The organism is Streptomyces sp. NPDC059010 (assembly GCF_042740355.1).
Lineage (GTDB): Bacteria > Actinomycetota > Actinomycetes > Streptomycetales > Streptomycetaceae > Streptomyces.
The window spans coordinates 40756-53168 of record NZ_JBHYJA010000017.1; the positions used below are offsets into that span (position 1 = coordinate 40756).

Genomic DNA, 12413 nt, shown 5'->3' on the forward strand with positions numbered 1-12413 from the left:
ACAGGGGGTGCGGGTGGGGTGGATCTCAGCTGAGCCGGATGACTCGGGTGAGCCGGACGACTTGGGTAAGCCGGACGACTCGGGTGAGCCGGATGACTCGGGTGAGTCGGGCGCTCCGGTGGCTCAGGCGGTGACCGTCTCCGCGGGCAACGACAGGTCCAGGTCGACCGCGCTCTCGTCCCCCGCATGCGTCGCCGACGAGGCCAGTGGCGCGTGGCCGTCGGCGCGGGCGGCCAGGACGTAGGAGCCCTGGGCGGGGACGGTGAGGGCGTAGCTGCCGTCCTGGGCGGAGAGGGTCGCGCCGGCCTGGCGGCCCCGGCGGTCGATCAGGGTGACCTTGGCGCGGGGCACCGGCGTGCCTCCGGCGTCCAGGACCCGGCCGCGGAACCCGCGCAGGGCCTCCTCGGCGCGCTCCAGGTTGGCGTCCTCCTCGCTGCTGGCGCGCAGCTGCGGGTGGGCGGCGGCCGGGCGCTGCTTCGGGAGGAAGAGGGCCAGGAGCAGGCCTACGGCGACCGCGGCCGTCGCGATCAGGAAGGAGACGCGGAAGCCGTGCATGGTCGGGATCTCGACGCCCCCGACGTTGTTCGCGGTGTTCGCCAGCACCATGCCGATGACGGCGCTCGACACGGACGTACCGATGGAACGCATCAGCGTGTTGAGGCCGTTCGCCGCGCCCGTCTCCGAGGCCGGGACCGCGCCGACGATCAGTGCGGGGAGGGAGGAGTAGGCGAGGCCGATGCCGGCGCCCAGGACGACCGCGATGACCAGGCTCTGCCAGGGGGCGCTCATGAGGCCGAGGCCGGCGCCGTAGCCGATCGCGATGATCAGCATGCCGAGGATCAGGGTGACCTTGGGGCCGTACTTCGCGGAGAGGCGGGCGTAGACGGGGGCCGTGAACATCATCGTCAGGCCCAGCGGGGCCACCAGCAGGCCCGCGACGACCATCGACTGGCCGAGGCCGTAGCCGGTCTCCTTCGGGAGCTGGAGCAGCTGGGGCAGGACGAGGGAGACGACGTAGAAGGAGACGCCGACCATGATCGACGCGAGGTTGGTGAAGAGGACGGCGGGGCGGGCCGTGGTGCGCAGGTCGACCAGGGGGGCCTGCGCGCGGAGCTCGTAGACGCCCCAGAGGAGGAAGACGATCGCCGAGCCGGCGAACATGCCGAGCGTGGTGGCCGACGTCCAGCCCCAGTCGCTGCCCTTGGTGATGGGGAGGAGGAAGAGGACGAGACCGGCGGACAGGCCGAGTGCGCCGAGGACGTCGAAGGAGCCTTCCGCGCGGACCTTGGACTCCGGTACGACGAGGAGGGTCAGGGCGATGGAGAGGACGCCGAGGCCGGCGGCGCCGTAGTAGAGGGCGTGCCAGTCGGCGTTCTGGGCGACCAGGGCCGCGGCGGGCAGCGCGAGGCCGCCGCCGACGCCGATCGAGGAGCTCATCAGGGCCATCGCCGAGCCGAGCCGCTCGCGGGGCAGCATGTCGCGCATCAGACCGATGCCGAGGGGGATCGCGCCCATCGCGAAGCCCTGGAGGGTACGGCCGACGATCATGGGGATCAGGTCGCTGGTGACCGCGCTGACGAGTGCGCCGATCACCATGACGGCCAGGCTGGATATCAGCATGCGCCGCTTGCCGTACAGGTCGCCGAGGCGGCCCATGATCGGGGTGGCGACGGCGCCCGAGAGCAGGGTGGAGGTCAGGACCCAGGTGGCGTTGCTGGGCGCGGTGCTCAGCAGCTGCGGCAGGTCCTTGATGACCGGGACGAGCAGGGTCTGCATCACCGCGACAACGATGCCCGCGAAGGCGAGGACCGGGACGAGGGCGCCGGTTGCTCTGCCGGTGGGCTGGTCGTTCGTCGTTTGTGTCATGTGAGTGGACAACTCGGTGTGCCTGGGCAACTATTCCGATGCTTTGGCCAGCTAACGATTTCTTGACCTTTTCTTGATCTCTTGACCTTCTCTTGGGGGGAGGGGCAAAGAGGGAGGGCAGGCCTAGGTCGCCGGGGTCGCAGGCCTAGGCCGAAATCCCGATGCCAGGAGTGTCCGGTCGTTGAGAGCATGACACCCATGCTCGAAGCCGCCGACACCCCGACCCGCACCTCCCGCCCTGCCCCGCCTCCGGCCTGGCTGGTGGTGGCGCTCGCCTGCGCCGGGCAGTTCCTGGTCGTCCTCGACGTGTCCGTCGTGAACGTGGCGCTGCCGTCGATGCGGGCCGATCTGGGGCTGAGCGCGCAGGGCCTGCAGTGGGTGGTGAACGCGTACGCGATCGCCTTCGCGGGGTTCATGCTGCTCGGCGGGCGGGCCGGGGACCTGTACGGCCGTAAGCGGATGTTCCTCGTCGGGCTCGGCCTGTTCACCCTGGCCTCGCTGGGCGGCGGGCTGGCACAGGAGGGCTGGCAGTTGCTGGCCGCGCGGGCCGTGCAGGGGCTGGGCGCGGCGGTGCTGGCACCGTCGACGCTGACGATCGTGACGGCGGCGGTGCCGGAGGGGGCCGCGCGGGCCCGGGCCATAGCGACATGGACGGCGGTCGGCGCGGGCGGCGGCGCGGCCGGCGGACTCGTCGGCGGAGCGCTGGTGGACCTGCTGTCGTGGCGCTGGGTGCTGCTGATCAACGTGCCGGTGGGGGTACTGGTGCTGGCCGGTGCGATGCGCCGGCTGACGGAGAGCCGGAACGGCGACGGGCGGCGACTGGACCTGCCGGGCGCGGTGCTGGTGACCGCCGGTCTCGGCACGCTGGCGTACGGCATCTCGCAGACGGAGGCGTCCGGCTGGACGGCGGCCGCCACGGTCGTACCGCTGCTGGTCGGTCCCGCCCTGATCGGCGTCTTCCTCGTCGTCGAGTCGCGTACGGCGGCTCCGCTGATGCCGCTCGGACTGCTCCGGCTGCGGGCGGTGTCGTCGGCGAACGTGGCGATGTTCCTGTCCGGCTCGGCGATGTTCTGCATGTGGTTCTTCATGACGCTGTACGCGCAGAACGTCCTGCACTACACCCCGCTGGAAGCCGGTCTGGCCCTGGTGCCGAGCTCGCTGTCCGTGATCGTCGGCTCCAAGCTGGCGCCGCGGCTGATGCGGGCGGTCGGCGCACGCAACGTGGCCGTGCTGGGCACGCTCGTCGCGGCCGTCGGCTTCGGCTGGCAGTCGACGCTGAGCGTGGAGGGCGGGTACGTGACCTCGATCATGGTTCCGGGCGTCCTGATGATGCTGGGCGGGGGCCTGGGGATAACGCCGCTCGCGTCTCTGGCCACCTCCGGGGCGCGGCCGGGTGAGGCCGGGCTGGTGTCGGGGCTGGTCAACACCTCCCGCACGATGGGCGGTTCGCTGGGGCTCGCGGTCATGTCCACGATCGCCGCGGCCCGGTCGGCGGGGAGCGGGACGCCGGGGGCGTTGACACAGACACCGCAGGCCCTGACGGAGGGGTACGCGCTCGTGTTCCGTACGTCGGCGGTGGTGCTGCTGGCGGGGGCGGTGCTGATGCTGGTGTGGCTGCCCAGGAAATCGTCCGCGTCCTGAGGCGGTCCGGATGTCCCAAGGCGGTCCGGATGCCCCAAGGCGGTCCGGACGTCCTGAGGCAGTCCCGGGGCCGTCCCCAGGCCGTCCTGCGGCCGAGGAGAACTTTCGAGATCGGGGCAACGGTTCGGCCGGCCCATGGACTCCTTTGAATATCAAGGAGGTGCCCATGGGGGATCGCAAGGCGGCTCGGGACTCGGAGTTCCAGAGCTTTGTCATCGGCCGCTGGCCGCGGCTGATGCGGACGGCATTTCTCCTCACGGGGGAGCAGCACGCCGCGGAGGACCTGGTCCAGTCGACGCTCGAACAGGTCTATGTGGCCTGGCGCAGAGTCGGTTCGGCCGATGACCCGGAGGCCTATGTCCGGCGCGTGATGATCAACGCGCACGCACGTAAACACCGCAAACGGCTCAGGGAGTTCCTCGCACCGAAGGACGACTCCGGCCTGCTGCGCGAGGTACCGGACAGCGGCGACCGCATCGCCCAGGCCGAGGACCGGGGCGCTCTGCTGGCGGCGCTGGCCCAACTGCCGCCACGGCAGCGGGAGGCGGTGGTCCTGCGGTACTGGGAGGACCTGACCGAGACACAGACGGCGGAGGCGATGGGCTGTTCCGTCGGCGCGGTGAAGAGCAACGCGGCCAAGGGGATCGCGAAACTCCGCGCCATACCGGGACTGGCCGAGATGGTGACGCAGGGAGGGCGCAGTCGATGAGCGCGGACCGGGAGACGAACCACGGCATGACCAGCCACGACATGACCAACACGGACATCGCCCTGCTGCTGGCCGACGCCGCGGACGAGGTCGAGATCGGCATAGCCCCCTACCAGGCGGTGCTGCGCGGCGGACGGCGGCGCAGGGCGCGGCGATGGGCGGTGACCGCGGCGACGGCGCTGGTGCTGGCCGGGGCGACGGGTGGGCTCGCGGCGGCCGGGCTGCGGGGCGGGGACGGACAGCGGACGCCACCGGCGGCCACACAGCCGGCGACCGAGGAGCAGCGCAACCTCTACCAGGCCCAGCGGACCACCCTGGCGATCGGAACGGACCAGGGCAAGGCGTGGCGGGTCGCCATCGACGTGTGGCCGGCGCCGCGCGACGAGGCGGAGGCGGCGGGCCAGTGGGCGGCGATGGGCCACTACTCGTACGGCGAGCGGCCCGCGGACGCGAAACAGTCCTCCGATCTGGTCGGCAAGAGCTCGTACTTCGTGTGGCGCAGCGTCGGGGACGACGAGCAGTCGGTGACGCTGCTGGGCACGTTCGCCGAGGGGGACACCCTGTCGGGCAAGGACATCGAGCATGCCTCGCTCCCCCTGGACCCGAACTCCGCCGGCCCTCACCGCCTGGTCATCGGCCAGGTCGCCACGACCGCCCAGCGCGTCACCTGCACCTGGGCGGACGGCACGGCGACCGAGGTCCGCAGGGTGCCCAAGGGATACGACCTCAACAGCGACGACCAGGTGATCCGCCCGGCGGACGGATCGCCGACGAACTGGTTCGTGTGCCTGGCACCGCAGGGGACGGAGTACAAGTCGGCGAAGGTGACGAAGTAGACGAAGCGGAGAGCAGATGAACAAAGCCCGGTCGGCGTCGCGGAGAACGCCGCTCTGACGGCCATGGGGGCGGGGGCTCCCGGGACTTCGCCCCGTCCCCGCGGTGATGCCCCCAACCCCACCGCCCCCGCTCCGCACACGGCCGTCGACGGCGTCTGTCCGGGCCCCTCATGCACTCCCTGACCTGGGCGTTCAGGCAGCTCCGGCATACGATCGCCACACCGGAAAGGGGGACCGGATGGACCGGCACATCCGCTCGGTGGACGACGTACTGCGGCTCCTGGACGGCATGTTCGGGCGGGAGGCGGACCGCTGGACAAGCGGCGCCGCCGACTGGTGGGACGAGTTCTTCCTTTGATCTTGGCCAGTGCTCCGGCTTCAGGCCGGATGGTGAAGGCCATCTCAGGACTGCTCTGACCTGCGCTGTGGGCATGGGTCTGCAGTGTCAACCTCAGCCCACGGGACGCTGCTGCTGCTCGATGTACTGCTGTACGACGGTCAGCTGCGCCCCGCCGCAGCTTCCGGCGAAGTAGGAGCCGGACCAGAAGTGTCCGCCCCACAGGTACCGGCGCACGTGGGCGTCGTACTCCTTGCGGAGCAGGCGGGCGGAGACGCCCTTGAGGGAGTTGACCAGTTTGGAGAGCTGGACTTTGGGCGGGTAGTGGACGAGCAGGTGGACGTGGTCCTGTTCGCCGTTGAACTGCTTCAGGTCGGCCTCGAAGTCCGTACACACGTCGCGCATGATCGTCTCGCAGCGCGTCAGCATCTCGTCCGTGAATGCCTTACGTCGGTACTTGGTGACGAACACCAAGTGGACGTGCAGGTTGTAGACGACGTGGCGGCCGGTTCTGACATCGGGATTTGGATTCCAGCGCGGCGACATGAACCAACTGTAGTAATGTGATCGCTGTGAGTGAACTCGGCCTGGTGAAGCGGCAGTTCGGGCACCGTGCCCGACTGGCGCTGCGCCCTGCCGAGATCCGGCTCATTGATGACCATGCGCATGCGGCCCGCACCATGTGGAACTGCCTGCACTCCTGGTGGCAGATGACGCCGAAGAGCGACGCGAAGCTGTCACTGGCTGATGCGGCGATCCGGCAGGCCCGCAAGGACCTCGATTACCTCGCCGTCCTGCCCGCTCAGGCCGCGCAGGCCGTCTTGAAGACGTACCTGCGTGCCTGGGTGAACTGCTGGGAAGGCCGGGCCGACGAGCCGAACTATAAGGGCCGCTTCCGCTCGCCGATGTCCGTGGACATTCCGCAGAGCCGGGACCTGAACATCGTCCGAGTCCACCGCCGGTGGGGCATGGTCAACATTCCCAAGGTGGGCCGGGTCCGCTTCCGCTGGACCAAGGATCTCCCGGTGGGCAAGCGGGCTAACAAGGAGAACCGGATCACCGGCGCCCGGCTGGTCAAGGACGCGTTGGGCTGGCACATCGCCTTCCGTGTCCAGACCCTCGAACGCGCCCCCGAGCCCCACCGGGGGCCGGAGGCCGGCATCGACGCCGGAGTGAACATCCCCCTGGCCCTGTCGAACAAGGACCACCAGGACCACGGGCGCCCTGCGCGCCTGCCAGACGGTGACTCCGACCGTGACAAGTGGCTCACCCCGAAGGAGAAGGTCAAGCGCCTCAAGCTGGAGCGGCAGGCCGCGCACCGCAAGACGTTCCGCAAACGCGGGGAGAAGACCTCCAAGCGTTTGCAGCACACCTACGACCAGATCAAGCAGCTTCGAGCAAGAGCCACGCGACGAGCCCTTGACTGGCAGCACCAGACGACCACCTACCTCGCCCAAACGTACGGCGTGCTGGTGGTCGAACAGCTCAACATCCTCGGCATGACCAAAGCCCCCGCGCCCAAGCCCGACCCCGACAACGCGGGAGCGTTCCTGCGCAACGGGGCCGCCGCGAAGGCCGGACTGAACCGCTCCATCGCCCAGGAGGCGTGGGGGCGGACCATGACGATGCTGACGTACAAGACCGCCCGCTACGGCGGCCGGCTCGTCAAGGTCCCCGCTCCGCATACCTCCCAGCGATGCTCCGCCTGCGGATTCACCGTCCCCGGCAGCCGAGAGAGTCAAGAACTGTTCGTATGCAAGAACCCTGACTGCGGCTGGACGGCGAACGCCGACTGGAACGCAGCGAGGAACATCTTGCACCTGTACCGGATCGGCCACGTCATCGTGGAGGTCCCGGCCGCCGGAAGGCGCGGTCGCAGGGCGGGTAAAACCGTCAAACCCACCGCAGCAACGTAGGCGGGAATCCCCTTCCTGAGCTTGCGAAGGGAGGGGAGAACTTCAAACCGACCGCTCCAAGCCCGTGCCGTTCTTCGTGGACAAGCCCGACGAGAACCTGGTCTCCTACCTGGACCGCGGCCTGGTCACCGGCGGCTGAGCCCTCGACCTGGGCTGCGGCCCCGGCCGCAACGCCCCCGACGGCCACTTCGCCCTCGCCTGCTTCGCGGCCGGAGGCATGGGGTCGGAGCTCTCCGACGCCGAGTTCTACGGTTCCGCACGCCTGCACGGCGGACTCGCCTACACCCCCGAGTCCCTGCGCCGGATCTTCTCGGACCTGACGGAGATCGAGCTCCGGCGTATGAAGGATGAACCGGCCGATTCACCATGGTTCGGGGAAAGCTTTCTGTGGACGGCGTTGTTCCGCCGACGGTCGGTCCTGTAGTTGCTGAAGGGCCTCGGCAGAGCGGTCCGGGGCGCCAGGATGGCGTGTTCGTGGGCGTATATGGAAGCCGATCGGGGAAGAGGAAACGCTAGCGCGACTTCTACTTGTGGTCATTGGTCTCAACCACCTTGATCGGTAGAAGTCGAGTCCCGTTTCTGGCCGAAGGGGGGAGCCAGTGGCCAGTCGCGTTCTTGTCACCGGTGCCGGTGGTTTCATCGGGGGATATTTGGCGAAGGCGCTCCTGGATCTCGGGTATGAGGTCAGGTGTGCCGACATCAAGCGATATGGAAAATGGTGGCAGTCATGGGACACCGACAATCGCATCGGTGATCTCCGTGATCCGGGGTTATGCTGCCTTCTGATGCGGGATGTGGACATGGTGTTCCATCTGGCTTCGGACATGGGCGGCATAGACTACATAAGCCGCCACGATTTCAGCTGCGCGTCCTCGGCCGCGATGACCGTCAATTTGCTGCGTGCCGCGACCTATGCGCAGGTGTCGACGTTCGTCTTCGCGTCCTCGGCCTGTATCTACCCCAGGTCCCTTCAGGGGCTGGACGCGGAGCCGCTGGTGGAGAGCCGGGTGCAGCCCGTGGATCCGGAAGGCGGATACGGGTGGGAGAAGCTCTTCTCCGAGCACCTGTGCAGCTATGCGGCCGGGCTGATCCCGAACATCAGGGTGGCGCGTCTGTTCAATGTCTATGGCCCGTACGGGGCATGGAACGACGGCAGAGAGAAGGCTCCTGCCGCGCTCTGCCGCAAGGTCGCGCTCGCGTCCTTACAGGGGCGCACCGACATTTGCGTGAATGGCGACGGAACTCAGACCAGGAGCTTCCTCTACATCGACGACTGTGTCTCGGGCCTGCTGTCCCTGGCTCGCTCGGGATATGACGCGCCGGTAAACCTCGCCAGTCTGGAGTTGGTTTCCATCGAGGAGCTCGCACTCCTCGTGGGATCCGTCGCGGGAATCCGGGTAGACCTTTCCTTCGACCTGACCGCGCCATGCGGTGTTCAGTCGCGAGTTCCGGACACGGAGCGCGCTCTTGGCGAGTTAGGGTGGCGAGCGGCTACTTCGCTGGAACACGGAATTCGACTGACGTACAAGTGGATAAACGAGCAGCTTCTCCGGGAGCTGGATTCAGATCCTGCTGGATCTGCCGTAATCTTCGCCGAGTCTGAATGAGTGGTGCCACATGGATCTGTCATGGATCGACGCTGAACTCGGCAGGGCGTTGCACCGCTTCCGGAGTGCGGCGCTGGAACCGGTGAAAGTCACCCGGTCCGGCCCCAACGTGCAGACCGACCTGGACCAGCGGACCGATGAGCTCCTCCGCAGAGCGCTGAAATCAATCGCGGACGTTCCGATCATGTCGGAGGAGCGGCCCGAGGAGTATTTCGGACGCTCCGGTCACTGCTGGATCGTCGATCCGATCGACGGCACCCTCAACGCCGTGGCCGGCACCGATGACTTCGCCATTTCGGTCTCGCTGGTCGATGCGGCGAACCTGAAGTCGCTGGCGGGTGCCGTCTATCTGCCCAGGACGGGTGTCCTCTACAAAGCGGTGCAGCGCCGGGGAGCCTTCCGCAACGACCGGATCCTCGCCGTACAGGGCGACGAGTGGCAGCGGGTGAGGGAGAGTCAGAGGATTGTCTCCTTCGGCGTTCCCAAGAACGGCTCGGCGGTGGCCCGGCGTATGTCGGATGCGCTCTTCGAACTGTATTCGGGTGGCTGGATCACCCGCCAGACCGGGGCGGCCTCCATCGACATCTGCCGGGTGGCCGGCGGAGCGTGGTCCGCGTTCTTCGAATACGGCCTGATGTACTGGGACTTCGCGGCGGCTTCCCTGGTCGCCGAGGAGGCCGGATGCTCGGTGTGCGCCATTCCCAGTACTTCCTACGGAGCCGACCAGGTGCCGCTTGAGTACGATCTCATCGTCGCCCGGACTCCGGAGATCCTCGAAGAGATCGCGGCCGCCGTGGGTCTTTCCAGGACACATGCGGTAGGCCGCGAATGATCGTTTTCAGTACCGTCATGTCCGTCATAGGAGTGCTGCCGGTCATTGCCGCGGTGTGGTACTGGGTGCAGCGGTTCGGCAGAGGCCGGCACATCCTGCAGTTCACTCGCGCGTCTCCGATCGACCTCGTCCTGACCACGTCGGCGGTGACCGAAGCCATTCACGGTGCCCCTGCCAGCCGTCCGCTCACGGGATACGGTCAGGTGCGGGCGGTGGCGAGCTGTGCCGGGGTGCTGGCCTCGCTCTATCCCCGCAAGGACGTCTACATCCATCTCAGCGGCTTCATCCGGAACCGTCTCGATCGAGACCTGGTCATTCTCGGCGGGCCGGCCAAGAACGAGGCCGCGCGTGCGATGCTGGAGGATCTGGCACTTCACCACGAGATGGCCGACTTCGTCTTCGACGACATCGACGACACGCTGAGGATAGACCTGCAGAACGGCCAGCCGTTCTCCGTCGAATCATTCACACCGGGCATAGTGAACGGTTACCCGGGCAGGGACTGCGGCCTCGTCATAGCCACCTTTCACCGCGGACAAGGAGGTAGATACCATCGGCGCATACTGTGCGCCGGATTCACCACCTACGGCACCTATGTCGCGGCTGAATACCTCTTCGGTGACCTGATCAAGATCTCGCCGCGGCGGCTTTCGAACATGGTGGGGAGCCGGCGTATCGGCAGCCGGTTCGCCTTTGTCTGCGTGGTGTCCGCGCGGTTCTCCCGAGGTGAGTGCATAGAGATACAGCCCATGTACATGGCGGAGTTGCGTATGCGCGGGTGAGCGTTCGCGGCCGACTCCTAGAGCCACCCCTGCCGCCGGGCCTCCCGCAGGGCCTCCCTGTGGTTGCCGGCCCTTGTCTTGGCGGTGGCGGAGGTGAGGCAGGCGTGGACCGTCTGCTCGGGGAGGTTCAGACGGGTGGCGATGTCGATCGGTGCCGTGCCGTCGGCCGCGGCCTTGAGGACGTCGCACTCCTGGGGGGTCAGCGGGTTGGGGACGGCATCGCGGGCCGTCGCGGCGAGCGCCGGGTCGATCACCCTCTCGCCGGTCAGGACCCGGCGGATCGCGGTGGTCAACTCCTCGACGGGGGCGTCCTTCACCAGGAAACCGGCGGCGCCCGCGGCCATGGCACGGTGGAGGTGGCCGGGGCGGGCGTGGGTGGTCAGGAGCAGTACCCGGCAGTCGGGCGCCTGGTCGCGCAGCTCGGCCGCGGCGTCGAGGCCGCTCCGGTCCGGGAGTTCGATGTCGAGGAGGGCGACGTCGGGGCGGTGTGTGAGGGCGGCGTCCACGATCGCGTCCCCGGCCGGCACCTGCGCCACGACCGAGATGTCCGGCTCCATCCCGAGCAGTAAGGCGAGCGCCCCGTGCGTCATGCCCTGGTCCCCGGCGAGCAGAACCCTGATGGACTTCGCGGGCCGGTGGTCCCGCGGCATTTCGTTCACAGGGCCAGCGTAGGGGGAACCGGCCTGGTGAGAGCCAGATGGCGCGACCCCGGTGGGAACCGGTTTTCGAGCCGCGCCGCCCGCCGCGATCACGTCGGCCGACGGCGTTCGTGCGGAAGCCGCTGTGTGGTGCCGGTGTCCGACGGGATCGGTGCGTCCCCGATCCGGTGAACCGATCTGATGCGCCGTCAGGAGGCTTCACAACTGCGGTGCCCTCGGCTATACAGAGGGCGCCGGACTGGAACGCGTTCTAGAACGGCCCGTGACGACCTCGGTGCGGCCGACGGTGCGGACGGCCGTATCGAGGTCTCTGACTCTCAGGGAGCCGCATTGCCCATCGACGCAGCCAAGGCCCTCGCGGCCGAGCCCCGGACCGGTGAGATCTCCTGGGACTCCAGGGACGTCCAGCTCTACCACCTCGGCATCGGCGCCGGCGCGAACCCCGACAAGGGCAGCCCCGCCATCGACCCCGACGAACTGCGCTACACCCTGGAGTCCCGGCTGCACGTCCTGCCGAGCTTCGCCACCGTCGCGGGGGCCGGCTCGCCCGGAGTGATCAGCGGGCTGTCCATGCCCGGCATCGAGGTCGACCTCGCCCGCGTCCTGCACGGCGGCCAGAGCCTGGTGATCCACCGGCCCATCCCGGCGACCGGCACGGCCACCGCGACCAACCGCATCGCCGCCCTCTACGACAAGGGCAAGGCGGCCGTCCTGGTCCTGCGTACCGAAGTCGCCGACGACGAGGGCCCGTTGTGGACCAACGACGCCCAGATCTTCATCCGCGGAGAGGGCGGCTGGGGCGGCGACCGAGGCCCCTCCGCCCGCCTCGAACCCCCGGTCGGCGAGCCCGCCCGCACCGTCGAGCGGCCCGTCCGCGAGGACCAGGCCCTCCTCTACCGTCTCTCCGGCGACTGGAACCCCCTGCACGCCGACCCGGAGTTCGCCAAGGTCGCCGGATTCGAGCGGCCCATCCTGCACGGCCTGTGCACCTACGGCATCACGCTCAAGGCGGTCGTCGACACGCTGCTCGGCGGGGACGTGACCCGGGTGCGGTCGTACGCCACCCGGTTCGCCGGGGTCGTGTACCCGGGGGAGACCCTGCGCATCCGCATGTGGCCCGGCGAGGGCACCGTGCGGGTCGCCGTGAGCGCGGTCGAGCGGGACGACGCGCCCGTCCTCGCCGACACCGTCGTCGAACACACCTGAGTCCAGCACGCCGTGTGAGCCA

General features: G+C 68.6%; 11 protein-coding genes and 2 pseudogenes. 10 read left to right on the forward strand and 3 right to left on the reverse strand.

What is annotated here, in order from left to right; translation table 11 throughout:
• Positions 1–123 precede the first annotated feature (123 nt).
• A complete protein-coding gene (locus tag ACFWYS_RS19930) occupies positions 124–1866 on the reverse strand; it encodes an MFS transporter (protein ID WP_384770301.1) in 1743 nt (580 codons plus the stop codon).
• 198 nt (positions 1867–2064) lie between these two features.
• Between ACFWYS_RS19930 and ACFWYS_RS19935 the strand changes: the two genes are divergently transcribed.
• From ACFWYS_RS19935 to ACFWYS_RS19950, 4 genes and pseudogenes are all read left to right on the forward strand, one after another.
• Positions 2065–3507 (forward strand): MFS transporter, encoded by a 1443-nt coding sequence (locus tag ACFWYS_RS19935; RefSeq protein WP_384770304.1) that lies wholly within the window; start codon positions 2065–2067, stop codon positions 3505–3507.
• 166 nt (positions 3508–3673) lie between these two features.
• Positions 3674–4216 (forward strand): SigE family RNA polymerase sigma factor, encoded by a 543-nt coding sequence (locus tag ACFWYS_RS19940; RefSeq protein WP_384770306.1) that lies wholly within the window; start codon positions 3674–3676, stop codon positions 4214–4216.
• Positions 4213–5052, forward strand: coding sequence for a hypothetical protein (locus ACFWYS_RS19945; RefSeq protein ID WP_384770309.1), 840 nt, complete (start codon positions 4213–4215; stop codon positions 5050–5052). Before ACFWYS_RS19940 ends, ACFWYS_RS19945 begins: the two co-directional genes overlap by 4 nt.
• A gap of 238 nt (positions 5053–5290) precedes the next feature.
• Positions 5291–5404: pseudogene (locus ACFWYS_RS19950) on the forward strand (SAM-dependent methyltransferase); the annotation flags it as partial.
• 99 nt (positions 5405–5503) lie between these two features.
• Here the strand turns inward: ACFWYS_RS19950 and tnpA are convergent.
• Positions 5504–5935 carry an IS200/IS605 family transposase gene (gene tnpA, locus ACFWYS_RS19955; RefSeq protein WP_384770312.1) on the reverse strand — a complete coding sequence of 144 codons (432 nt, stop codon included), beginning with the start codon at positions 5933–5935 and terminating at the stop codon, positions 5504–5506.
• A 26-nt stretch (positions 5936–5961) separates the two neighbouring features.
• On the opposite strand from tnpA, the gene ACFWYS_RS19960 reads away from it, so the two are divergent.
• From ACFWYS_RS19960 to ACFWYS_RS19980, 5 genes and pseudogenes are all read left to right on the forward strand, one after another.
• Positions 5962–7305 carry an RNA-guided endonuclease InsQ/TnpB family protein gene (locus ACFWYS_RS19960; RefSeq protein WP_384770710.1) on the forward strand — a complete coding sequence of 448 codons (1344 nt, stop codon included), beginning with the start codon at positions 5962–5964 and terminating at the stop codon, positions 7303–7305.
• Between the two features lie 49 nt (positions 7306–7354).
• Positions 7355–7729: pseudogene (locus ACFWYS_RS19965) on the forward strand (hypothetical protein); the annotation flags it as partial.
• A gap of 175 nt (positions 7730–7904) precedes the next feature.
• A complete protein-coding gene (locus tag ACFWYS_RS19970; protein ID WP_384770316.1) occupies positions 7905–8912 on the forward strand; it encodes an NAD-dependent epimerase/dehydratase family protein in 1008 nt (335 codons plus the stop codon).
• 10 nt (positions 8913–8922) lie between these two features.
• Positions 8923–9744, forward strand: coding sequence for an inositol monophosphatase family protein (locus ACFWYS_RS19975; RefSeq protein WP_384770319.1), 822 nt, complete (start codon positions 8923–8925; stop codon positions 9742–9744).
• A 17-nt stretch (positions 9745–9761) separates the two neighbouring features.
• Entirely contained in the window at positions 9762–10526 is a 765-nt protein-coding gene (locus ACFWYS_RS19980; protein ID WP_384770321.1) for a hypothetical protein, read from the forward strand.
• A 17-nt stretch (positions 10527–10543) separates the two neighbouring features.
• Here ACFWYS_RS19980 and ACFWYS_RS19985 read toward each other — a convergent pair whose 3' ends face one another.
• The gene (locus tag ACFWYS_RS19985) at positions 10544–11176 is read right to left on the reverse strand and encodes a response regulator (RefSeq protein ID WP_384770712.1); all 633 of its coding nucleotides are present in this window, start codon (positions 11174–11176) and stop codon (positions 10544–10546) included.
• Positions 11177–11515: 339 nt separating this feature from the next.
• Here ACFWYS_RS19985 and ACFWYS_RS19990 point away from each other — a divergent pair, with 339 nt between their 5' ends.
• Complete coding sequence (locus ACFWYS_RS19990; RefSeq protein ID WP_384770324.1) at positions 11516–12391, forward strand: MaoC/PaaZ C-terminal domain-containing protein; 876 nt, start codon at positions 11516–11518, stop codon at positions 12389–12391.
• Positions 12392–12413 lie beyond the last annotated feature (22 nt).